This window comes from Cohnella laeviribosi DSM 21336, assembly GCF_000378425.1.
Taxonomy (GTDB): domain Bacteria; phylum Bacillota; class Bacilli; order Paenibacillales; family Paenibacillaceae; genus Cohnella; species Cohnella laeviribosi.
Window position 1 is genome coordinate 26,912 of record NZ_KB899839.1, and the last position, 21,354, is coordinate 48,265.

Annotated in this window: 22 protein-coding genes and 2 pseudogenes; 6 read left to right on the forward strand and 18 right to left on the reverse strand. The window is 57.9% G+C overall.

Annotated features, from left to right (window positions below):
* The 4 genes from F560_RS0117165 to spoVAC all read right to left on the reverse strand — a co-directional run bounded on the left by F560_RS0117165 (window position 1) and on the right by spoVAC (window position 3,153).
* Window positions 1–954 carry an AAA family ATPase gene (locus F560_RS0117165; protein ID WP_019006996.1) on the reverse strand — a complete coding sequence of 318 codons (954 nt, stop codon included), beginning with the start codon at window positions 952–954 and terminating at the stop codon, window positions 1–3.
* Between the two features lie 265 nt (window positions 955–1,219).
* Window positions 1,220–1,570: a stage V sporulation protein AE gene (spoVAE, locus tag F560_RS0117170; RefSeq protein WP_019006997.1), complete on the reverse strand. Its 351-nt coding sequence runs from the start codon at window positions 1,568–1,570 to the stop codon at window positions 1,220–1,222.
* Window positions 1,571–1,648: 78 nt separating this feature from the next.
* Window positions 1,649–2,653 (reverse strand): stage V sporulation protein AD, encoded by a 1,005-nt coding sequence (gene spoVAD / locus F560_RS0117175; RefSeq protein WP_019006998.1) that lies wholly within the window; start codon window positions 2,651–2,653, stop codon window positions 1,649–1,651.
* Window positions 2,654–2,658: 5 nt separating this feature from the next.
* Window positions 2,659–3,153: a stage V sporulation protein AC gene (gene spoVAC, locus F560_RS0117180; protein ID WP_019006999.1), complete on the reverse strand. Its 495-nt coding sequence runs from the start codon at window positions 3,151–3,153 to the stop codon at window positions 2,659–2,661.
* 458 nt (window positions 3,154–3,611) lie between these two features.
* Here spoVAC and F560_RS0117190 point away from each other — a divergent pair, with 458 nt between their 5' ends.
* Window positions 3,612–4,340, forward strand: coding sequence for an NAD-dependent protein deacylase (locus F560_RS0117190; protein ID WP_019007002.1), 729 nt, complete (start codon window positions 3,612–3,614; stop codon window positions 4,338–4,340).
* 159 nt (window positions 4,341–4,499) lie between these two features.
* Window positions 4,500–5,201, forward strand: coding sequence for an RNA polymerase sporulation sigma factor SigK (gene sigK, locus F560_RS0117195; protein WP_019007003.1), 702 nt, complete (start codon window positions 4,500–4,502; stop codon window positions 5,199–5,201).
* Window positions 5,202–5,363: 162 nt separating this feature from the next.
* On the opposite strand, the pseudogene F560_RS25150 reads toward sigK, so the two are convergent.
* Together F560_RS25150 and F560_RS25985 are read right to left on the reverse strand one after the other, a co-directional pair.
* Window positions 5,364–5,857, reverse strand: a pseudogene (locus F560_RS25150) (ATPase).
* Window positions 5,850–6,026 (reverse strand): hypothetical protein, encoded by a 177-nt coding sequence (locus F560_RS25985; RefSeq protein ID WP_019007004.1) that lies wholly within the window; start codon window positions 6,024–6,026, stop codon window positions 5,850–5,852. The pseudogene F560_RS25150 and the gene F560_RS25985 overlap by 8 nt, the downstream one beginning before the upstream one ends.
* 188 nt (window positions 6,027–6,214) lie before the next feature.
* Between F560_RS25985 and F560_RS26630 the strand changes: the two are divergent.
* A pseudogene (locus F560_RS26630) lies at window positions 6,215–6,283 on the forward strand (flagellar biosynthesis protein FliA); the annotation flags it as partial.
* A gap of 4 nt (window positions 6,284–6,287) precedes the next feature.
* Here F560_RS26630 and F560_RS0117210 read toward each other — a convergent pair.
* The 5 genes from F560_RS0117210 to F560_RS0117230 all read right to left on the reverse strand — a co-directional run bounded on the left by F560_RS0117210 (window position 6,288) and on the right by F560_RS0117230 (window position 10,803).
* Window positions 6,288–7,031, reverse strand: coding sequence for an ABC transporter permease (locus tag F560_RS0117210; protein WP_019007006.1), 744 nt, complete (start codon window positions 7,029–7,031; stop codon window positions 6,288–6,290).
* A 2-nt stretch (window positions 7,032–7,033) separates the two neighbouring features.
* Window positions 7,034–7,750, reverse strand: coding sequence for an ABC transporter permease (locus tag F560_RS0117215; protein ID WP_026298355.1), 717 nt, complete (start codon window positions 7,748–7,750; stop codon window positions 7,034–7,036).
* On the reverse strand, window positions 7,747–8,661 hold the full coding sequence (locus tag F560_RS0117220) for an ABC transporter ATP-binding protein (protein ID WP_019007008.1): 915 nt from the start codon (window positions 8,659–8,661) through the stop codon (window positions 7,747–7,749). Before F560_RS0117220 ends, F560_RS0117215 begins: the two co-directional genes overlap by 4 nt.
* 85 nt (window positions 8,662–8,746) lie before the next feature.
* On the reverse strand, window positions 8,747–10,129 hold the full coding sequence (locus F560_RS0117225) for a sensor histidine kinase (protein WP_019007009.1): 1,383 nt from the start codon (window positions 10,127–10,129) through the stop codon (window positions 8,747–8,749).
* A complete protein-coding gene (locus F560_RS0117230) occupies window positions 10,126–10,803 on the reverse strand; it encodes a response regulator transcription factor (protein ID WP_019007010.1) in 678 nt (225 codons plus the stop codon). The genes F560_RS0117225 and F560_RS0117230 overlap by 4 nt, the downstream gene beginning before the upstream one ends.
* 95 nt (window positions 10,804–10,898) lie before the next feature.
* On the opposite strand from F560_RS0117230, the gene F560_RS0117235 reads away from it, so the two are divergent.
* Window positions 10,899–11,576 carry a 3'-5' exonuclease gene (locus F560_RS0117235; protein WP_425393288.1) on the forward strand — a complete coding sequence of 226 codons (678 nt, stop codon included), beginning with the start codon at window positions 10,899–10,901 and terminating at the stop codon, window positions 11,574–11,576.
* Between the two features lie 127 nt (window positions 11,577–11,703).
* Here the strand turns inward: F560_RS0117235 and F560_RS0117240 are convergent, their stop codons facing one another.
* From F560_RS0117240 to F560_RS0117255, 4 genes are read right to left on the reverse strand one after another with little or no spacing between them, the layout of a single operon-like run.
* Window positions 11,704–12,048, reverse strand: a complete 345-nt coding sequence (locus F560_RS0117240) for a LytTR family transcriptional regulator DNA-binding domain-containing protein (protein WP_019007012.1) — start codon at window positions 12,046–12,048, stop codon at window positions 11,704–11,706.
* Between the two features lie 19 nt (window positions 12,049–12,067).
* Window positions 12,068–12,193, reverse strand: a complete 126-nt coding sequence (locus F560_RS25155) for an AgrD family cyclic lactone autoinducer peptide (RefSeq protein ID WP_083932116.1) — start codon at window positions 12,191–12,193, stop codon at window positions 12,068–12,070.
* A gap of 2 nt (window positions 12,194–12,195) precedes the next feature.
* A complete protein-coding gene (locus tag F560_RS0117250; RefSeq protein ID WP_019007014.1) occupies window positions 12,196–12,711 on the reverse strand; it encodes an accessory gene regulator B family protein in 516 nt (171 codons plus the stop codon).
* Window positions 12,704–13,327, reverse strand: a complete 624-nt coding sequence (locus F560_RS0117255) for a hypothetical protein (RefSeq protein ID WP_019007015.1) — start codon at window positions 13,325–13,327, stop codon at window positions 12,704–12,706. Before F560_RS0117255 ends, F560_RS0117250 begins: the two co-directional genes overlap by 8 nt.
* A 253-nt stretch (window positions 13,328–13,580) precedes the next feature.
* Between F560_RS0117255 and ilvD the strand changes: the two genes are divergently transcribed.
* Entirely contained in the window at window positions 13,581–15,266 is a 1,686-nt protein-coding gene (ilvD, locus tag F560_RS0117260; protein ID WP_026298356.1) for a dihydroxy-acid dehydratase, read from the forward strand.
* 122 nt (window positions 15,267–15,388) lie between these two features.
* On the opposite strand, the gene F560_RS0117265 is transcribed toward ilvD, so the two are convergent.
* Window positions 15,389–16,852: a polysaccharide deacetylase family protein gene (locus tag F560_RS0117265; RefSeq protein WP_019007017.1), complete on the reverse strand. Its 1,464-nt coding sequence runs from the start codon at window positions 16,850–16,852 to the stop codon at window positions 15,389–15,391.
* Window positions 16,853–17,021: 169 nt separating this feature from the next.
* Here F560_RS0117265 and F560_RS0117270 point away from each other — a divergent pair, with 169 nt between their 5' ends.
* Window positions 17,022–18,140, forward strand: coding sequence for an AI-2E family transporter (locus F560_RS0117270; RefSeq protein WP_019007018.1), 1,119 nt, complete (start codon window positions 17,022–17,024; stop codon window positions 18,138–18,140).
* A gap of 46 nt (window positions 18,141–18,186) precedes the next feature.
* Here the strand turns inward: F560_RS0117270 and F560_RS0117275 are convergent, their stop codons facing one another.
* Together F560_RS0117275 and F560_RS25990 are read right to left on the reverse strand one after the other, a co-directional pair.
* Window positions 18,187–20,010 (reverse strand): peptidoglycan D,D-transpeptidase FtsI family protein, encoded by a 1,824-nt coding sequence (locus tag F560_RS0117275; protein WP_083932117.1) that lies wholly within the window; start codon window positions 20,008–20,010, stop codon window positions 18,187–18,189.
* A 1,188-nt stretch (window positions 20,011–21,198) separates the two neighbouring features.
* Entirely contained in the window at window positions 21,199–21,345 is a 147-nt protein-coding gene (locus F560_RS25990) for a DUF5348 domain-containing protein (protein WP_245554830.1), read from the reverse strand.
* Between the last annotated feature and the right edge of the window lie 9 nt (window positions 21,346–21,354).

Genomic DNA, 21,354 nt, shown 5'->3' on the forward strand with positions numbered 1-21,354 from the left:
TCACCGCTCCAATCCGACCGGCACGGGAAGCAGCCGCAGCACTTCCTGAAGCACGCCGGTCTCCGTCGCGCCCTGCATCCGGGCTTCCGAACGAAGATGCAGCCGGTGGGCCAGCACCAGCGGCGCCATCGCCTTGACGTCGTCCGGCAGCACGAAGGACCGGCGCTGCAGCAGCGCGTACGCCTTCGAGGCGGCGGCAAGCGCCACGCCGGCCCGGGGGCTGGCCCCCAGCAGCACGGCCGGATGGCTGCGGGTCGTGCGGATCAGCGAAAGCAAATAGTCCGCAACGCTCTGGTCGAGATGGACCTGCTCCGCGAGGCGCTGGATTTCGACGATCTCCTCAACGGTGGCGACCGCCGTCAACCGGTCGGCGGAGCGGCCGGCTCCAGGCTCCATAATAAGCCGCCGTTCGGAAGCCTCGTCGGGGTAGCCGAGCGAAAATTTCATCAAAAACCGGTCGAGCTGGGCTTCCGGCAAGCTGTACGTTCCTTCGAATTCGATCGGGTTCTGGGTGGCGAACAGCACGAACGGTTTCGGAAGCGCATACGTGACGCCGTCGACCGACACGCATCTTTCCTCCATCGCTTCCAGCAGCGCGGACTGCGTTTTCGTGGTCGCGCGGTTAATTTCATCGGCGAGCAGCATATTCGCCATAATCGGGCCAGGACGGAAGACGAACTGTTCCTCCTTGGGGTGATAGATCGATACGCCCGTGATGTCCGTCGGAAGCAGATCGGGATTGCATTGAATCCGGTGAAACACGCCGCCGATCGATTGCGAGATCGCCTTGACGAGCTGCGTCTTGCCGGTGCCCGGAACGTCTTCGATGAGCACGTGGCCGCCCGCCACGATCGCGGTCAGCATCCACGCGATTTCGTCCGTTTTGCCGTATATGCAAGATTCCACATTTCGCCGAATCCGATCCAAAATTTGCATCGCGGTCTGTTGCTCCATGCCCCGTCTCCTCCTATGGAATCCCATAAATAAAGTCTACCAATTTATTATACCGGAATATGGTGACAATCGTAAATTTTGATAAGTAACGAACCCTAAACCTTTCGGCGGGGACCGGATTCGTCGGCCTGATCCGTCCCCGACGGGCGCAAGCCCCTTCCCGCGGCCGGAGGTTCGACAGGTTAGGGCTTCGACGCAAAAAAACCGAACCGCTTGTACGGTTCGGCCAGAACATAAGGATTTCCGCCCCGGTTCGGTTCTCCGGCTACCCTTTGGGCTTGACGATCAGGGCGGCCAGGAATGAGAAAATGATCGCCGCCGATATGCCCGCGCTCGTCACCTCGAAAATGCCGGTGATGACCCCGATCCACCCGTCGCGCTTAAGTTCCGTAAGCGCGCCGTGCACGAGCGAGTTGCCGAAGCTGGTAATCGGCACGGTCGCTCCCGCTCCCGCAAACTCGATCAGCGGTTCGTACCAGCCGATCCCGTCGACGATCGCTCCGGCCACAACAAGAATCGCCATCGTGTGGGCGGGCGTCAGTTTGGCGATATCAAACAAAAGCTGGCCGATCACGCATATGCCCCCGCCGACCAGAAAAGCCCACAAATACTGCATGCTGGCATCGTCTCCTCCTTTATGCGCATCGCTGGCGCAACGCGAATGGATTGAGCAGTTTTGGAATCGCTTGGTTGATCAGGCTTCGATCGAAACGGCATGCGCGATGCACGGAATCGATTCGCCCTGCTGGAAAGACAGCGGACTGAGAAGCGCTCCGGTCGCCACGACGAGGATGCGCTTGATCTCGCCTTTGCCGAGCCTTTTGAGCAAATGCCCGTACGTGACCACCGCCGAACAAGCGGCCCCGCTGCCTCCGGCCTGAACCTTTTGCTTCGCGACGTCGTAAACCATAAGCCCGCAATCGGCGAACAGGGTTTGCTCCATCGGCACCCCGTTCTCTTTGAGCATCTCCGCCGCCAGCGGATGGCCGACACCCGCCAGATCGCCCGTCACGATCAGATCGTAATAGCCCGGCTCCCTTCCGGTATCCTGCAGATGCCCCTGAATCGTATCGACGGCGGCAGGCGCCATGGCGGCTCCCATGTTGAACGGATCCTTGATGCCCAAATCGACGATTCGGCCAACGGTAGCCGAGGTGACCTTCGGACCCGCGCCGGACTTCGCCACGACGGCGGCTCCTGCGCCCGTAATCGTGTATTGCGCGGTCGGCGGCTTCTGGGAGCCGTATTCCGTCGGATAGCGGAATTGCTTTTCCGCGGTGGAATTGTGGCTGCTCGTCCCGGCCAAAACCCGGTCCCCCGCCCCCGAGGAGGCGATCAGCGAAGCGAGCGCCAGCGCCTCCATCGAGGTCGAGCAAGCGCCGAACACGCCAATGTAGGGCGTTCCGAGCGAACGCGCCGCAAACGAGCTGCTGATGATTTGATTCAGCAAATCGCCGCCGACAAAAAACTGGATGTCTTCTTTTTTGAGCTTGGCCTTGTGAATCGCGATATCGGCCGCCTGCTCCATCAGCAGCCGTTCCGCCTTTTCCCAGCTCGGCTGCTGCATCTGAAGGTCGGGATGAACGAGATCGAAATCGGCGGCAAGCGGGCCTTCCCCTTCATCCGGTCCGACGACCGTGCCTGTTGCGACAATGACGGGCGGATTCGGGAACACCCACGTTCGTTGACCGTGCAGCATCGGCCTTATCCCCCCGTTCCGATCAGCCAATGAACAATCCCTACGATAAAGGCGGCCACGACGCCGAACACGATGACCGATCCGGCGAGCTTGAACATGTTTGCGCCGACGCCAAGCACAAGCCCCTCGCTTCGGTGCTCGATCGCGGCCGAACACATCGAGTTGGCAAAGCCCGTAACCGGCACCGCCGTTCCCGCTCCCGCCCATTGCGCAATCTTGTCATACACCCCAAGGCAGGTAAGCACGACGGAAATGAGGATAAGCACGGCGACCGTCGGATTGGCCGCCTGACGGGAATCCATGCCGAAAGCGGCCATAAAAAAATACTGGATCGCCTGTCCGAACGCGCTTATCGTTCCCCCGACCAGAAACGCCTTGAGGCAGTTCGCCCATACGGGACGGGCGGGCTCGCGCTTTTTGGCAAACGCCTGATATTCCTTCGCCGTCATGGACAGCGGCTTGTACTTTGCGCCGCCTTGGGCAGCTTGCTTAACGGCCATCTTCAGTCTCCTTTCTGACCAGCGGAATGATCAGATTTAGGTTTTACCTATGCAGCAACATTTATGTTTGCGGGCATGATGTTTCCTTTCCGCAGCGGCGAACGCGGAACAAGCAAAAGGCTGCCGCGGCGAAATTCGCCGCAGCAGCCTTTTGCTCATCGCCTGATCGGTCAGGCTTCTTGATATATTGTCATTCTCCCGTTTCCTTGATCGATTTATAGCCGTACAAAATGACCAAGAGCGATGCGATTGCCGCACCCGTTACGACGATCATGCCCGCCGCTGCCATCGCTGTCACCTCCCGCCGGATCGTCCATGACGATTGCTTTCGGTTATAATTAACCGTAACGGAAACCCGGCGCCGGGGCAATCGAACATTTTTTGAACGCCTATGACAATTTGATGAACCACTTGCCCCGGCCGGGCTATACGCCTGATTATTCCCGGAAGGTGAAGCCATGAATTGGACCGAACTGAAAAACATCGTCCGCCACAGCGGCAATATCGTCTTTTTCGGAGGGGCGGGCACGTCGACGGAAAGCGGAATTCCCGACTTTCGCTCCGCGGGCGGCCTGTACCGTACCGGCAATGCAGAAGGGCCTTCCCCGGAAGAAATCTTGAGCCGGCGCTATTTCGAAACGCACACGAAAGAATTTTACGACTTTTACCGAACGCACATGATTTATCCGGACGCCAAGCCCAATTCCGCCCATTACGCGCTTGCCCGGCTGGAAGCACGAGGGCAGCTTAAAGCGGTGATCACCCAGAACATCGACGGCCTGCACCAGCTTGCCGGAAGCCGGAACGTACTCGAGCTGCACGGTTCCGTCCACCGCAATTTCTGTATGAAATGCCGCGCGTTTTACCCGCTGGAATATATCCTCCGCACGGCCGGACAGGTGCCGCTGTGCGAATGCGGCGGAATCGTCAAGCCGGATGTCGTGCTTTACCAGGAAAATCTGGATTCGGACCTGCTGGATGAAGCGGTGGCGTACATCCGCCAAGCGGACGTTCTCATCGTCGCCGGAACCTCTTTGACGGTGCAGCCGGCCGCGGGCTTGATCCGTTTTTACCAGGGAGAAAAGCTGATCCTGATCAACAAAAGCCCGACTCCGCTGGACAGGCTGGCGCGTTATACGATCTCGGACAGCGTCGGCAGCGTGCTCCGGCAATTGGCGGAGGAATGACCGCGCGGCATCCTTCGCCTTGGCATATTGCCGCGGCCAGAACCGCGAACGGGAGAGAGGGCCTCATTTCGGCCGTACAGGCACGCATGGGCGACTACCCACATACAATGGTAATGCTTCTTTGCGTGATATCGACTGACAGCCGGAGGTGGCCTATCCGTGCCCGGATTGTTTACGGCAATCGCCCTGTTTCTGAAGCAACTGTCCCTGCTCGTCTCTTACGTCAAGAACAACGCATTCCCCCAGCCTCTCACCGACGAAGAAGAAGCGCTGCACTTGCGCCGGATGGCGGAAGGCAATCCCCATTCCCGGAATTTGCTTATCGAGCACAATCTTCGGCTCGTGGCGCACATCGTCAAAAAGTTCGACAACACCGGCGAGGATCTGGAGGACCTCATCTCGATCGGCACCATCGGTTTGATCAAGGCGATCGAGTCCTATTCGCCGAACAAAGGCACCAAACTGGCTACGTTCGCAGCCCGCTGTATCGAAAACGAAATCCTTATGCATTTGAGGTCGCTGAAAAAAACCCGCAAGGACGTGTCGCTGCACGATCCGATCGGGACCGACAAGGAAGGAAACGAAATTACGCTGCAGGATATTCTGGGAACCGAGCCCGACGAAGTGGTTGAAAAAGTACAGCTTAAAATAGAAAAAAGCAAAATCTATCGCAATCTCGATATTTTGGACGAGCGCGAGCAGGAAGTGATCCGCGGCCGGTTCGGCCTGGACGGCGGCGGCGACGAGCGGACCCAGCGGGAAATCGCCCGCGAGCTCGGCATCAGCCGCTCGTACGTCTCCCGCATCGAGAAGCGGGCGCTGATGAAGCTTTACCACGAGTTTTACAAGACGAAGCGGTGAAAAAACTACGACTGACCAATTAACGTACAATAATTCCTAAAGTTTCACTTGGCCGGCTTACGAAGCTGGAAAGAACATTACCTCCGAAAAAACGGAAACCCTATATTGTATGTTAATTGGTCAGTTATCAAAAAAGACGGCCTTACAGGATGTTGACTGTCCCTAAGATGTCGATAATTTCCGTTCAATTCCTTCAACCCATTGCGGAATCCGTTCCGCTCGATAGGTTATCGTATTGTGGTTAACCTCCAAAACAATTTCGCCTTCCGAACGACTGTTATCAATAACAATCAGATGGTCGATCAAGTGTAGATAAGAAAGTAAATTTTGAATGGATGTTGCATGTCGCCTGACGATATCTTCGGAGGGAATGTGATGCCCGCCATTCTTTACGCGAGCTGCAACCCTCTCGATATTTAGGCGGTAATCTCCGAGACCAACATAAAACATCGTAACTTTAAATCCGTTTGTTTTGGCATTGCCGCCAGCTAATGTTGTTTCCACAGAAAAATCGCGTCTTATGCGAATGCAATCCCTGGCGAGCCTAACGGCTTCTTTTCCTGCTGATATTTTTCGGCGATCAGATTACGGATGGTGCTTTTTCCACTGCCGTTGTTCCCGGCAAATACATACATAGTCGCAGACGGTTCATGCATGAGAGAGATCCTGTTCGGATACGGGGATTACTTCACCGTTACTGTACTTTTTTACGATTTGATCTTTGTTCGTTTTATATACGATGTAGGTTCCGTTTGCTTTCGCATCCAGCATCGCACGATCGCCTGTGAGTTTAATGAGCTTCTGAAGATCTTTTAGTTGATTCATGGATCTCACCGTCCCAACCAACGGGCATCGGCCCTTGGAATTTCCCTACCGTTGATTAAAACACAAAAATGCCTTTGGATTTCACTACCGGTCACCCCGCTTTTCCCACTCTATTTAAATCTCACCGCACAAACTTCCCCGACAACACCAGCGAAAATCTGAAGAACTTCATCTTGATCATCAACATCGGCCTGGACGGAGGCGAAGACGAGCGGACCCAGCGGGAAATCGCCCGCGAGCTCGGCATCAGCCGCTCGGCACTCATATGTCTTTCCGCTGGAAATAGAGCAGTCCCCCCGCCAGAAAGACGATAAAGCTGCCCAGCACCGTCACCGTCAGGCTCTCCAACGGCAGGCCCAAAGCGCCGAACGTTTCGCCGTCGCGGGGCACCATCGCCAGCAGCGGCTGCGCCCAGGGATAATAGGGGCCGACATCGGCGGAATTGACGATCAGGATGTTCGGGAGCGTAAAGACGACGTTGACGGCGAGCGGCGCGGCGAAGGAGGACCAAGCCAGCGAGACGCCAAGCTGCAAGGCGGCAAGCGGCAAGCTGGCGATCCAGCCGCCCGCGGCGCTTTGGAGCAGCATGTCCCACGGCAGCGGGCCTTCGAATCCCCTGACGTAGAAAACCGCTGCGGCCAAAGCCCCGAACAACGCCTGCACAGCCGCCAGGTGCAGCGCAATCAGCGCATATTTCGCCGCATACAGCTGCGGACGGGTCACCGGCATCGAGAGCAGCAGCTTCCATCCGCCCCCGGCATGCTCGTACCGGCATACGACCGAAGCCAGAATGCCCGTTAAGATGGGCAGCAGCAGCATCGCATGCAGAAAGGACATGCCGGACAAGACGACCGCGAACTCTACGCGTGGCGGCGCGCCGGCCGGAGGATTGGACAGAAGTCCGACAACGGCGGCAAGCAGAGGGCTTGCGGGCAGCAGCCAGCGGAAACGGGATTTGGCCAGCTTCAGACGTTCCGCCGACAACAGACGCAGAAAGCTTCTCATCGTCAGTCCACATCCCTTCGCTCAAAATGAACCGCGCCGACGAGGAGAATGAGCGCCCCCAGCAGCACGCCTCCGCCTACGGCCAGCCGAAGTCCGGAAGGCGGGCCTGCGGCGAGCAACGGCCAGGCAAGCGGCACGAATTCCGGCAATTGGCCGGCAAACAGCGAACAGACGGCGGCGAGAAGGCCGATCGCGACCGGAGCCGCCTGATTGCGAACGGTCAACGACATCCAGAGCAACAAGGCCAGAAACGGCAAGGAGGCCAAAAACGGCAGAAAGCTGATTTTCAAAATCTTTACTGCAGGAAAGTCCCAGCCGAACCCCAGCGCAACGCCGAGCGCCGCCGTCCCCCATGCGAGCAGCGCGCAGGATACGCCGAGCAGGATGACCGACAGCAAAAATTTGGCCGCAAAAACCGCCGTCCGCGGCACGGGCAGCGCCAGCAGCTGCTTCCACGAGTTCGTCTGATGCTCCACGTTGGCAATCAGGGAGCTGATCAGCGTAACGCCGGCGAGAACGGTAACCGGAACAAGCAAGGCGATGTTTTCAATCAGCCCGCCCCACAAGTCGTCCGCATACTTCTTGGTCAAATAATCGTAGCGGATGCCGAAGTTCAGCGCCTGCAGCGCCACAATCCCGAAAGGTCCGGATACGGCGAGCAGCCACAATCCCTTTCTGCGGATTTTCAGCAGATCTGAGGACAGCACCCGGCCCATCATGCGCCGCCTCCTTCCCCGACGATCTGCAGAAACAGCTCCTCCAGCGACTTGCGCTTTTCCTCTACGCGGTAGACCGCATGGTTTTGTTCCACCAGCGCCTTGACGATACGGGCTACGCTTTGGTCGTCCGTACGTTCCAGCGCGATCCGCCCGTTTTCAAGCTTCCCCCGGAACCCCATGCGAAGCAAGGCGAGCAGCGCCTCCTCCGGCTCGGATACGGCCACGGAGATCGAGCCTTCCGACTGGCGGCGCAGGCTTTCGATCGTATCCTGAAACACCATCCGCCCTTGGCGGATAATGCCGACCGTGCTCGCCATTTGCTCCACCTCGCTGAGCAGATGGCTCGAGACCAGCACCGTTATGCCGTGCTGCTTCGGCATGGCCTTGATCAGCTCGCGGATTTCGAGGATGCCCGAAGGATCGAGCCCGTTGGTCGGCTCGTCCAGAATCAGCATCTCCGGCTCCCCGAGCAGGGCGGCGGCGATGCCGAGGCGCTGCTTCATGCCCAGCGAAAAGCCTTTGACCGGGCGCTTCGCGTCCTTCGTCAGGCCGACCGTTTCCAGCACCTGCGCGATCCGGGTTTTGGGCACGTCCAAGATTCTCCGGATCGCCTCCAGGTTTTCCACGGCGGTCAGGTGCCCGTAGTAGGACGGATACTCGACGAGCGAGCCGATCTTGCGCAAAATGTGCAGCTTTTCCCGCTTGAGCGATTTGCCGAAAATTTCGACGCTTCCCCGGGTCGGCTTGATCAGACCGAGCAGCATGCGGATCGTCGTCGTCTTGCCCGCGCCGTTCGGACCGAGAAAGCCGTAAATTTCGCCCCTGGCGATGTTCAGATTGACATGGTCGACCGCCAGGCGGCCCCGGTACGATTTGCATAAATCTTTCGTTTGGATGATCCATTCGCTCATGTTTCTCTCACCCCGGAAGCCATCATAGCCCCCGAAGGTTAAAACGAAGAACGCCCCGAGTTTAAATTTCGTTTAAAAATGCTCCCTAAAAATGTTCCCGGTTCGGCCAAATCGCGATCCGGGTTCCGCCTTCGTCCGAATCGGTCCGACGCTCCAGCTTCATCTCGCGCAGCAAATGGTCGACGATCGCCAGGCCGATGCCGCCGCCCTTGGCGTCCGATTTCGCCTGCATGCCGGGGCCGCGGTCCGAAATGACGAGCGCCTGGATTCCCGTGTCCAGCACCTGCGCGCGAATGCCGACATAGCCGCCGGAGCGGGCGTGGCGGACCACGTTCTGGAACAGGTTGTCCAGCACGCGGAGAAAGGCGTTCCGGTCCGCCTTCCAAACCAGCGAAACCCCATCCAGTTCGATCTCCGCCTCGATGCCTTCTTTTTCCCACAAGGGGTACCAGGTTGCGGCGCTTTGCCGGACGAGGCGCACGATATCGCACGTTTCGATCCGCAGCGGGTATTTGCCGCTTGTCATCAGCGTGTAGGCAAACAGGTTGTCGATTAAAGCGCCCAGCGTCTCCGTTTTCGCTTCGAGCTGCTTGACGGACTCGGCGCCCTGCGCGCTGAGCCGCTCCCGGCCCAGCAAATGCACATGGCTGCGGATCACGGTCAGCGGGGTCCGCAAATCGTGCGACAGGCTGGAGATGAGCTGTTTGCGAAGCTTCTCCTCTTCCCGCTCCCGTTCTCGCCCTTTGCGAAGCCGGTCCGCCATCACGCCGAACGCATGCTCCAGTCGGCCGATTTCGTCCGGTCTTGAAATGGCGACCGGAGCCGGAAGTCCGTCTTCGTCCGTTCGGGCCATCGCGGCCTCAAGCCGGACAAGCCGCCGGCGGATGTTCCGGAAAAACAGCCACGACATGACGACGAACGCGACAAACATGAACAGCATAAGGCCGATATAAAGCGGAGCATACGATTGAACGGGCCATTCGATGTTCAGGAAGGCTCTCGGCATTTGCAGCACCATAAAGCCCGGCCCCTTCTCTTCCGGTCCGAAAAAGGCGACCACCGTGAAAGGGTCCGCGTCCACGCTCCGTTTCATGAAGCGGATCGCTTCGTCCGCCGTCCATGTTTCCGGAAGTCCTCCCCGCTCCGGCAATTGCAGCCGCGTCCGCCCTTCCCCGTCGACCCAGAACAGCGTCGCGTCGGCATAGCGCTGTTTCAGCGCGCGAAGCCGCGCGTTCACCGCCGCCGCATCCGCCCCGTCAAGCCGCCGGGCTTCCGCATGCCATTCGGTCTGTAATTCGTCGGCCGACCCGTATTTCAATTCGGCCGGACTATGAAACAGCGTGAACAAGATCGACAACGCCGAAACCACGACCGGAAGGAACAGCAGCGCCAGCAAAACGATCATCATGTAGCGGAACAGCAGCGAATCGCGAAACTTCGTGCCGTTCCCGGCTCCGCTTTTCTTCATGCTCTCACCCTGTAGCCGATGCCCCGAACCGTTTCGATCACTTCCGGGGCGTTGGGGTCGCGCTCCACTTTTTCGCGCAAATGCCGGATATGCACCATCAGGGTTTTATCCCCTTCCAAATACGGCTCTCCCCATACGGCTTCGAAAATTTGCTCTTTCGTCAAAATCTGGCCGAGATGCCGCACCATGTACGTGAAAATCTGAAACTGCTTGCCGGTCAGCACAATCTCTTCCCCGGTATCGCGGTTGACCAGCCGGTTCTCGTTTTCGTAAAAAAGGAGATGCTTGATCGCCACCGGCTCGGACGCGAACGTGCCGAAGCGGCGCAGCAGCACCCTGATTCTCGCTTCCAGCTCTTCCGGGTGGAACGGCTTGGTTAAATAGTCGTCGGCAAATTCGAGCCCTTGCAGCTTGTCGTCGATCGAGGTCCGCGCGGACAGCAGCAGAATCGGCATTTGGGGGGCGAGCTTCTTGAGGCGCCGGCCGACCGTGAAGCCGTCGAGACCGGGCAGCATAATGTCCAGAACGGCCAGGTCGCAGCCTTCGGCGAAAGCCCCCGCATCCTCTCCGCTGCGCAGCCATTTGACTTCGAAGCCCCGCTCCCGCAAATAGCGGGAAACAAGCGTACCGATCTCCGGATCGTCTTCCACATACAATAACGTCGTTGTTTTCATGCGATCATTATAACAAATAAACGGTTTCCCATGACAAAAACGGCGGCTGGAACTATAATAACGAAGGACACGTTTCTACGCATGCGGATTTTGAGGTGTTACCATTGACTTATATCGTATACGATCTGGAAATGACCGTCCGCCGCAAAAAAGGACAAGTCGCGGAAATCATCGAAATCGGCGCGGCTAAGGTCGGGCTGGTGGACGGAGCGCCGGCCATTATCGATACCTTTCAATCGTTCGTAAGGCCTGTCGTCGTGCCTCAGCTCAGCGAGGATACGACGTCGTTCACCGGCATTACCCAGGAAGATGTGGACGGGGCGGACACGCTGTCCGGCGTGATCGCAAAGTTCGTCGAATGGATCGGCAGCGAAGAATACTTTCTGTGCGCATGGGGGCCGGACGATCAGCGGCAGCTCGTGAACGAATGCCGGATGCATCGCATCCAAACCGACTGGATCGTCAACCATAACAATTTGCAGAAAATGCTGTCCAAAACGTTCAAGCTGGAGAAACACCAGCAAATGGGGCTGAAAAATGCGCTGGAAATGCTGGAAATCCCCTTCGTAGGCTCCCATCACCGGGCGATCGACGACGCGGTGAACACCGCGCGCATTCTCGTCAAGCTGTTCGACCGCCTGCAGTTCCGCCGCAACAAGCTTTCGGACGAGGCCAAGCTGGAGACGGAAATTGTCTACAAAACCGACCACTTCGAGAACCTTCCGTTCGCGAACTTGGCCAAGCTCTTTCCCGATAAACGCATAACGCCATAAGGCCACCGTCCTTGGCGTACGGCTTGCCGCCGCAGCTTGTGCAAAACGAAGCGGCAAGCCGCTTCCTTTTTATCCGCCGGTTCCCTGCGCCCCCAAAAAAACAGGCTGCCCTTCGGCAGCCGACAATTTATACGCTCAGATATTGGAGCACCTTGTTCACGTTGCTGATCGAAATGGTACAGAATTTGGACCTTCTCTCGTCGAAGTAGGCAATCCGGAAGCGCCGGTCGACATGCTTGACTTTGCTCAGATGGATGGCATTGGTGCGGTCGACCAGCGCAAAATCCAAACCTGAAGCCTTCAACCCCTCCGCCCAATATCTGAGCGTACCGGGAGCGTAATATTTCTCGGTCAGCGTATGAAAGCTGACCATGTCTTTATACTTGGGCGCTTCGATAAACAGCACATCGTCCGCAGGCAGCTCGTAGAACCCCGACTTGGCTTCCGGGTCCTTGGATACAGAGAGAACCATCATCATCCCCCGAGACCGCTTACTTCAGCAATTCTTGCGGTACTTTCGGTTGATGGAAGTACCATAGGCAGGCCGTGGAAACGACTGCAACTGCGACAAGACCAAGCGCGGACGCGATTGCATGAAAAAACCGTTTTTGCATCATCTTCACCTCCTTCCCCTGATCAGCGTCAGGCACTGCACCAGAAACGCGGCGGCAAGCACCGGAGACATAATCAGAAAGTTGGACGAAACCGTCAATACCGACAGCACCTTCAGCAGCGGGTAATAACGGCGGGGAATGCGCGTCTGTCCGTCGATTCGCGAAGGCGCGAACGCAAGCGCAAGCAAAGCTGCCGCACCGGTCATCGCCGCTACGGCCGTCCCGTTAAAATCGGCGAAAGACATCGCCGTAAGGCCCAGCACCGATACGACGACGCACAGATCGCCGGATTTCAGATGAATGCCCCCGGACATTTGGCGGAGCAGCGCGTAGCCGGCCAGCGCCGTCGCCGCTTCCCCCGGCCTCCCGGTAAACAGCGAGACGGCCATGGTGATCAGCACGATGGACAGGCCGTTCAGAATCGCGATCAGGGAGAAGGTCAGCACGTCCACGCTCGCGGGATGATCGACGGCCGAACGTTTGATCGCCACCGCCATTCTGGAGGCAAGGAAATCAATCATTCCATTTCGACTCCTTTTTCAAGAGGTAGTAGGCGAATACGAACAGCGCCGGCAGCAGGAACATGAGATCCATATACACGGCCCGGTACTTTAACAGGATGCAGAACGCGACCGCCATGCCGACGATCAGCGAAACGACGAACGCTTTCTCCGGCTTGAAGCTCAGCTGCTTGAATTGAAAGGACAACCCGATGCCGCGCTGGTAGAGAAAATAGGACGAAACGATCAGAAGCATGCTTGTGGCCGTCTGGATCGCGTAGATTTTGGAAGAATCGGTCTGCAGTTCGGACAGAGGATAACCGGAAAGAGCGACCAGTCCGGCTTGAACGACAATCGACACCATGTAGCCGGATACGCTGACCACAAACGACCACAGCAGCGGAACCCGGACGATCTTGCAAATAAAGGCGCTCAGCAGGACCATGTTGATCAATGGCGAATAATCCGTCAGTTCCTTTATGTCGTTCAGGGCAAAGCTTTGCAGCGCCATCGCGAGATTGACGGCGAAGGCCGGGAGCAGGTAGCTTGTGAACTTATAACGAAAAAGCGTCAAAATAATCGCGGTGGCGCCCATCGTCTCCACGATCGAAAACAGAATTTCCTTAAACGGTGCCATGATGACTGCCCCCTACGCATTTCCAAAATAATCCTCTATAAACCTATTATACTACTTCCTCAAAAATAGGATAGATTTTATCTAAAAAAATCTTTCGAAGTCATAAATTTCCGACGGGACAAACGGCCAATGCGGGCGGATCTCCCCCTGCGGAGGCAGCCCGAACATTTATGGCGAAAAAGATCGGGTTTATGATAGAATTATTCTTATCTGGAAGGAAGCCAGCGTCTCAACAAGAATGGGGGATTTGGAAATGGCCACGAAAAAAATGCGGTCGGACATGATCAAAAGAGGCTTTGACCGCGCTCCGCACCGCAGCCTGCTGCGCGCCGCGGGGGTTAAGGAAGAGGACTTCGACAAGCCGTTTATCGCGGTGTGCAATTCCTACATCGACATCATACCCGGTCACGTCCACTTGCAGGAATTCGGCAAAATCGTCAAGGAAGCGATCCGCGAGGCGGGCGGCGTGCCGTTCGAATTCAACACCATCGGGGTTGACGACGGCATCGCGATGGGACACATCGGCATGCGCTATTCCCTCGCCAGCCGCGAAATCATCGCCGACTCCATCGAAACGGTCGTCAACGCGCACTGGTTCGACGGCATGGTTTGCATTCCGAACTGCGACAAGATTACGCCCGGCATGATGATGGCCGCCCTGCGCATCAACATCCCGACGATCTTCGTCAGCGGCGGCCCGATGAAAGCCGGCCGCACGAAGGACGGACGCGCCATTTCGCTTACGTCCGTATTTGAAGGGGTCGGCGCCTACATGACCGGCAAGATCAGCGAGCAGAGCCTGACCGAGCTGGAACAGTACGGCTGCCCGACCTGCGGTTCCTGTTCCGGCATGTTCACCGCCAACTCGATGAACTGCCTGGCCGAGGCGCTTGGCCTTGCGCTGCCGGGCAACGGCACCATTCTCGCCGTCTCCCCGGAGCGCCGCGAATTCGTCCGGAAGTCCGCCAAGCAGCTGATGGAACTGATCAAGAACGATATCAAGCCGCTTGATATCGTGACGAAGGACTCCATCGACAACGCATTCGCGCTGGACATGGCCATGGGCGGCTCCACCAACACGGTGCTGCACACGCTGGCTTTGGCCCACGAAGCGGGCATCGATTATCCGATCGAGCGGATCAACGAAGTGGCGAAGCGCGTTCCTTATCTGGCTAAGCTTGCGCCCGCTTCCGACCATCATATCGAAGACCTGCACGAAGCCGGCGGCGTAAGCGCCATCCTCAACGAGCTGTTCAAGAAAGAAGGCGCCCTGAAAGGCGACGTGCTGACCGTAACCGGCAAAACGCTGCGCGAAAACGTCGAAGGCTGCGAAATCAAGAACCACGAGGTTATCCGTCCGATCGACAACCCGCACAGCCCGGAAGGCGGCTTGTCCGTCCTGTTCGGCAACCTGGCTCCGGGCGGTTCGATCATCAAGGTCGGCGCCGTGGACAAATCGGTCGGCGGTTACCACCGCGGTCCGGCGATCTGCTTCGACTCGCAGGACGAAGTGCTGAAAGGACTTGCCGAAGGCAAGGTGAAGGAAGGCCACGTCGTCGTCATCCGTTATGAAGGGCCGAAAGGCGGGCCCGGCATGCCGGAAATGCTCGCTCCGACCTCGCAGATCGTCGGCATGGGCCTCGGCACGAAAGTCGGACTCGTCACGGACGGCCGGTTCTCGGGCGCTACGCGCGGCATCGCGATCGGCCACGTTTCCCCGGAAGCGGCCGAAGGCGGACCGATCGCACTCGTCCGGGACGGCGACATCATCGAGCTGGACATGAACAACCGCACCATTACGCTCGAGGTCAGCGACGAGGAGCTCGAACGCCGGCGCAAGGAATGGAAAGGCTTCGAGCCGAAAATCAAACGCGGCTATCTCGCCCGCTATTCCGCCATGGTCACCAATGCCAGCAGCGGCGGCGTCATGAAATTCTGATGCCGCGCAGCGGACCGGCAACATATCCGCACCGAAGCAAAACAAGCAACCTCCCGAACGCCGGGGGTTGCTTGTTTTTTTGTTGAATTCGCTTTTTAAATTAGGCCGTTCGGCTTGCCCGGTCAACCTACCGGACTGTGCACGGTCTCTTCGTCGAATGCCTCCTGTTCCGCCTGCTTGGATCGTTTTTCCGGCGGCTTCGGACGGACCGTGCGGGCGGCGGGGACGCGGCCGCGCCAGGCGGCCAGCCGCTCCCGCGTCATGACGACGGTTCGGGCCGCGATTGCGCCCGTGCCTTTCTTCGCCCCGCCCGGCCGGATAACGCGCATCAGCAGCCGCAAATACCAGTTGGTAAGCGAGGCGAACCATCCGCGGGGCAATTCGAACGTCTCAAATCCGATCGTTTCGGCGCCTTTTGCAATCATCGTCACGCCGTAGATCGCCTTGACCTCGTCCCGCTGCGGCAGCCGCTCCATCTCCAGCGCGATGTCGGGAAGAATGCCCTCGACCTCGCGGATAAGCCGGATCGCGATTTGCAGCGCGGAACGGGACGTCATGCCGATTTCGTACATTTTGGCGTTGTCGAAGTGCAATTCCATGATCAGATCGCCGCGCCTAAGCTCCGATCCGTCTTGAAGCTTCAGCGCCGGACCGCTGTATTTGCGCACCCTGTAGTGCATAAAATCGTGATTGCCCAAAGGCTTAAGCCGGAACACCAAGTGAAAGAGCTTCTCCCACAGCAGCCATACCGCCACGACCGCCCGCTTGAACGGCCCGACGCGCGGATGGGCCGAAGCCGCGGCGGTCTCGCCGATGGATGCGAGCTTTTTTTTCTTCACGGCCAGCTTCGCCTCCGCTTTCTTTCGCTTTTCCGCTTTGGCCCGTTCGGTCAGCTCGATCATCTCTCCGATCCCGACAAACCTCAATCCCAGGCTGGCGCCGTCTTCCAGAATCCGCCGGACCGCCTGGATCGTATTGGCCGGAGCGGCGGGATCGGCTCCGAACGTTTCCCCGCAGTCGTGCAGCAAAAACACCTGGCCGGGACCGAGCTTCTCCCGCATCTTCCTGTACAGCTTGTCGGCGCCGACTTTTTCTTTCCAATCGCCGAACATGGACGTCCACAGCACGATCTGCAGCGAGGACCGCCGGGCAAAGTCGAAAATATTGATGATGCCCCAGGGCGGACGGTAAAACCGCGGCCTTTCGCCCGTGATGCCGTAAATGATGTCCGAAGTCCGCTCTACTTGGCGCTTGACCGTCTTCGGACGCATAATCCAGTTGCTGCGGTGAACATAATTATGAATGCCCAAATCGTGTCCTTCGTCATGAATCCGTTTGACGATGTCCGGGTATTTTTCGGCGTTGGCCCCGACAACAAAGAATGTCGCTTTCGCTCCGTGCTCCTTGAGCAAATCCAGCAATTGCGGCGTATACCTTGGATCGGGACCGTCGTCGAACGTCAATGAAATTTCGCGGTCCGTCAGGCCGCGCCGAAAAGCGCGCAATCCGAACACCCGGCTGAAGAATCCCGGCAAAAACGCGTATATCGAAAAGTAATAAAACACCCACCACAGGATTCTGTCCATGTTTCCCCACCAACTTGCCTGCTTGATATAGAGTGCGCGCAAATCTTGCCACCCTATCATTTTATCATACGTATTTAGGATTGAGCATGGCTGGGGGCATCTTTTTTGGTATCATGTAAAAGAAGCCGTCTTTTTCGGCGGTTCCATTCCAAGCAAGGGTGGGGAATTCATGCTTCATTTGTACAAGAAATATTGGCGAACCGCTTTCGACATCGGCGTGATCGCGCTGACCGTTTGGCTTACGATGTACATATTCAGCTTTTTGTACAGCATTGCCGCTCCCGTCTTTTTGTCGATTCTCGTCTTCCTTTGCATCGAGCCGCTCGCCAAACGGCTTCACCGCATCGGCATCCGCAAATCGATCGCTTCGGGCATCAGCATCCTTCTCTTTACGCTGATCGTGCTGGCGCTGCTGACGGGTCTCGGCTTTATCTTTTATTCGCAGATCAATCAACTGAGCGCCAATTTGCCCCATTACCAAAAAATATTGACCGGGCAGGTTACCGCGATCGCGGACAATCTCAAGGGGCACATCGACAGGCTCCCGCCCGACATCACGGACCGAGCGGAGGAAGCGGTCAACAAGCTGACCGAATTCGGCACGAATGTGGCAACGACGTTTCTCAATAAGCTGGTTTCGTTTTTGACCTCCTTTTCCACGTTCGTGTTCAACTTTGTCATGGCGATCATCCTCGCCTATTTCCTGAGCGTCGAAATCGATTGGTGGCGCAAGCTGGCAACGGATCGTTCTCCCAGAACTTTGAAGATCGCCTTCGCTTTTTTGCGCGAAAATGTATTCAGAGGCATCGGGGCCTACTTTTCGGCGCAGGCCAAGCTGGTCAGCATCACGTTTGTCGTCATTTTCGCCGCGCTGCTGCTGCTCGGAGTCAAAAACGCGTTCGCGATCGCCCTGCTCGCCGGCGTCTTCGACGTGCTTCCTTTGCTTGGGGTCAGCACGCTGTTTATTCCCTGGATCCTGTATCTGTTTATTACGGGGGATACCGTTCTTGCCGTCTGGCTGACGATTTTGCTCGTCGTCGTCACGTTGACCCGCCAAGTGCTGGAGCCGCGCATTACGGGCAATACGGTGGGCGTATCCGCATTCACGATGCTGGCCGCCATGCTCGTCTCGCTGTCGCTGTTCGGCGTGGCGGGGTTGATTTTGGCCCCGATTCTGCTGATTCTGCTTAAGGCGCTGTACGATCAGGGCTATCTGCAAAAGTGGATCCGCCTGCCGAAAGAGGAATTTACCGTCTCGCCGCTGGCTCCGCATCAAAAGGAGGAGTAAGGAGAACGGATCGGCGTCAATGCTTCTGGAGATCGGGCCTTCGCCCTCAGGATTTCGGGCTCCGTTCCGAGTCGATCCGGCGAAGCGCCTCCATGATATCGCCGAATACCGCCGCAGCCCGATTGCGCAATCCGACCCGCTCGTTTTCGAGCAGGACGGCTACCGCGTAGCGGGCTTTTCCTTTGGCCGGACCATAGCCGACAAACCAATGGTCGTTATAGGCCGAACGGGTGCCGGCAAGCTCGGCGGTGCCGGATTTGCCGGCGAGCGGCCAGACGGCATCCTTCAAGGCGTCGGCGGCGGTTCCTTTCGTTACGACGGCCTCCATCGCCCGGCGGACGAACGCGGCGGTTCGCGGCGATATCGCCCCCTGCCCGGACGCCGCCTTCTGGGGAGGCAAGCTGGCCAGCAGCCCTCCGTCCGCATAGCGGATTTCGCTGACGAGGCGGGGCGCCAGCACGGTGCCTCCGTGCAGCAGGGTGACTGCCATGTTGGCCGCCTGCAGCGGCGTGATCCGCACGTCTCTTTGCCCGATTCCCGAACCGGTTCTTACGCCCCCGTCCTTCGCTTTCTCCAGGTCGGCAAAAATAACGCCCGGCTGCTCCTCCGGCAGCAGCCGCAGCGGCTCTCCGTCGATGAACCGGCTTACGCTCCAGCCGACTTGCCTGCCGAGTCCCATCCGTTCGGCCGTCTTTTGCAGCAGCGCCGGATCAAGCCGCTCCGCCAGCGCGGCGAACACGACGTTGCAGGACTCCGCATACGCCTGCTCCAGCGTCAGCACGCCGTGTCCGTGCTCGCGCCAGCACCGCAGCCCGTAGCGGCCGTACGTTCCGCTGCAAAAAAACTTCTCTTTTACGTTCGTCACGCCCGCTTCCAGCGCCGCCGCCAGCGTCACCGTCTTGAACACCGAGCCCGGCGGAACCGCCAAAAGCGCATGGTTGCGCTCATCCGTGCCGGCAACGCCGATATGCTCCGGGTCGAACGCGGGCAGCGAGACCATCGCCAGAATATCGGCATTGTCCGCGTCCAGCACGACGACCGCGCCCTCCTTGATGCCGTGGTCGTTCAGAACGTTCGCCGCCGCCCGCTGCATCCGAAGGTCGAGCGTCGTTTTGACCTGCACCGGGTAATGGGGATTGTCCGGAGCCATCACCCGGATGCCCAGCCCCTCCAACGGCCTTCTGGATGCGTCCGTCAGCTGGATCGCTTTCGTCGGCCCGATGCCCTTCAGCAGCCGGTCGAGCGAACGCTCGAGCCCCGCTCCGCCGATCAGGTCGTTTTTATTCATAAGCCCGGTCCTAAGCTGCTCGCCGTAAATTTGCCCGATCCGTTCCGGATGCTGCGACACGTAGCCGATTGCCTGCAGCGTGGACAGCGCTTCCCTATCGGCGTACCGGTTGCGGTAGGGCAAAATGGCGATGCCCGACAGTTCGAGCTGCCGGATTTGCGCCGCCTGACGCTCGGTCAGGGCATAGGCGCGCTTTCCGTCGCCCTCCCGCCACACGTCGGCCGCCTTCAGATTGTCGAGCCATGCCTGAAACCGGCCGCGGTCGGTCTCCAGAATGTCGGCCAGCTTGCCGATCGCCTCGTCCGTACCGTGCGGTCCTCCTTGCGCCGGAAACGCGGCCAGCGCCCGCACCGTTTCGCCGGTCAGCAAGGCGCCGTTTCGGTCGACGAAGTGGCCGCGGCCGCTGTCGAGCACAAGGCTGTCCGACCGCTGCAGAACGGCCTTTCGCTCCAGCGAAGCGTGCGTCGTCTCCGACCGGCCGAAGCCGAGCTGCACCCAGGCCAGCCTGGCCTCGGCGACGCCGAACAGAATGGCGAGCAGAAGCAGCGCCTGAAACAACCTTAGTTGTATGGCCCTCTTCACCGCGCTATCCTCCCGTCCCTCTCTCTGGGTTTCTTTTCCTTTTTTTCAGTATTGCCGGTTTGCCGCCCTTCAACACGCTGAAATCCCGTATTAGCGCCTGGCGCAGCGCATCGCATGCACGTGCCGGGTCATGTACCACGTTCATGTATCGTGTACATGTATCGTGTACATGTATCGTGTACATGCACCGCGTATATGCGTCTCACGTACGCAACACATGCACACACCCGCATACATGCACCGTACGTACACCCTGCATGCACGCACCGCATGCACTTTCTTTGCGCCCCGGTCGGGCTTCATTTGCGCTAGCCGTGCGCGAACAAACGGCGATGCCGAAAGCTATTCCAAGGAAAGACTGAGTGAACCCGTTTTTATGAATTTGCATTTGCGGGATGGCGGGCGAAAAAGATCGTCGCGGAGTTGACGAAGGCTTTGAATCAGGCGAGGGCCTGGTGCGAATTTGGCGAGGAGTTGAAGAGGTGAAGAGCATTTGGAGAGCATTTGGAGAGCATTTGGAGAGCATTTGGAGAGCATTTGGAGAGCATTTGGAGAGCATTTGGCGTGAATACAGCGAGGGCTAGGTAAGGGTTCGAGCTTGGCGAGAATTTGGCAAAGGTTTGGGAGAGATAATGAACAAGCGTGCAAGATGGCGGCTAGAGGAAACGGACAGGAAATCCGCTATATACCAGCTGAAGCGCAAAATCGTCTTACTTTTTGACACAGGATCCGTTATTTGCGTCATATAACCCCTAACGGCTCCTTCAGGGGCTGATTAACGGAACGTGTGTCCGGGATCGCCCGGATATTTGCGAATTGGACAGGATTAGCGGAACTACGGTCCGCTTAAAATTGCCTAATCGCTGCGCCGAAGGACAGGAGGTACAAATTCTGCGCAATCGTTACGTCGAAAGTCAAGCGATACAGATTTTGCGCAATTGTTGCATCGAAGGAGGGGTGATGCAGTCTCAGCGCAATCGTTGCGCCGAAAGTCAAGCGGTGCAGATTCTGCACAATCGTTACATCGAAGGTAGGTTGGTACAGTCTCAGCGCAATCGTTACTGTTACTGCCAACCCATATTGGCCGGAATATGACAGTGTTAGGTGTCCAAGGTTTGCCAGAAATCGTGTCCTTAGTGAAGAGATAAGAGGAAAAGTCAGCACGGATGACTTTCCCTCTGCTTGTCGTTAGACGAACCGGACTTGGTAAATATCTTTACTCCTCAAGTTGAATCGCGCTTCTCTCATGATGACATACCAATTCCGGTCAAGCTCAAGCCGGCACCGAATACCGCGATCACCAACGCGTATCTCAAAGCATTCGCCACAATGCACCGCGTAGGT

Bases quoted from the DNA above. Each gene is read 5' to 3' on its own strand.
- F560_RS0117225 (WP_019007009.1), bottom strand. From the start codon at position 10,129: ATGAAGAAAAGCGGAGCCGGGAACGGCACGAAGTTTCGCGATTCGCTG.
- F560_RS0117230 (WP_019007010.1), bottom strand. From the start codon at position 10,803: ATGAAAACAACGACGTTATTGTATGTGGAAGACGATCCGGAGATCGGT.
- F560_RS0117270 (WP_019007018.1), top strand. From the start codon at position 17,022: ATGCTTCATTTGTACAAGAAATATTGGCGAACCGCTTTCGACATCGGC.
- spoVAC (WP_019006999.1), bottom strand. From the start codon at position 3,153: ATGGCCGTTAAGCAAGCTGCCCAAGGCGGCGCAAAGTACAAGCCGCTG.
- F560_RS0117220 (WP_019007008.1), bottom strand. From the start codon at position 8,661: ATGAGCGAATGGATCATCCAAACGAAAGATTTATGCAAATCGTACCGG.
- F560_RS0117190 (WP_019007002.1), top strand. From the start codon at position 3,612: ATGAATTGGACCGAACTGAAAAACATCGTCCGCCACAGCGGCAATATC.
- spoVAD (WP_019006998.1), bottom strand. From the start codon at position 2,653: ATGCTGCACGGTCAACGAACGTGGGTGTTCCCGAATCCGCCCGTCATT.
- F560_RS0117165 (WP_019006996.1), bottom strand. From the start codon at position 954: ATGGAGCAACAGACCGCGATGCAAATTTTGGATCGGATTCGGCGAAAT.
- F560_RS0117265 (WP_019007017.1), bottom strand. From the start codon at position 16,852: ATGGACAGAATCCTGTGGTGGGTGTTTTATTACTTTTCGATATACGCG.
- ilvD (WP_026298356.1), top strand. From the start codon at position 13,581: ATGGCCACGAAAAAAATGCGGTCGGACATGATCAAAAGAGGCTTTGAC.
- F560_RS25155 (WP_083932116.1), bottom strand. From the start codon at position 12,193: ATGATGCAAAAACGGTTTTTTCATGCAATCGCGTCCGCGCTTGGTCTT.
- F560_RS25985 (WP_019007004.1), bottom strand. From the start codon at position 6,026: ATGAATCAACTAAAAGATCTTCAGAAGCTCATTAAACTCACAGGCGAT.
- F560_RS0117250 (WP_019007014.1), bottom strand. From the start codon at position 12,711: ATGATTGATTTCCTTGCCTCCAGAATGGCGGTGGCGATCAAACGTTCG.
- F560_RS0117255 (WP_019007015.1), bottom strand. From the start codon at position 13,327: ATGGCACCGTTTAAGGAAATTCTGTTTTCGATCGTGGAGACGATGGGC.
- F560_RS0117215 (WP_026298355.1), bottom strand. From the start codon at position 7,750: ATGATGGGCCGGGTGCTGTCCTCAGATCTGCTGAAAATCCGCAGAAAG.
- F560_RS0117210 (WP_019007006.1), bottom strand. From the start codon at position 7,031: ATGAGAAGCTTTCTGCGTCTGTTGTCGGCGGAACGTCTGAAGCTGGCC.
- F560_RS0117240 (WP_019007012.1), bottom strand. From the start codon at position 12,048: ATGGTTCTCTCTGTATCCAAGGACCCGGAAGCCAAGTCGGGGTTCTAC.
- spoVAE (WP_019006997.1), bottom strand. From the start codon at position 1,570: ATGCAGTATTTGTGGGCTTTTCTGGTCGGCGGGGGCATATGCGTGATC.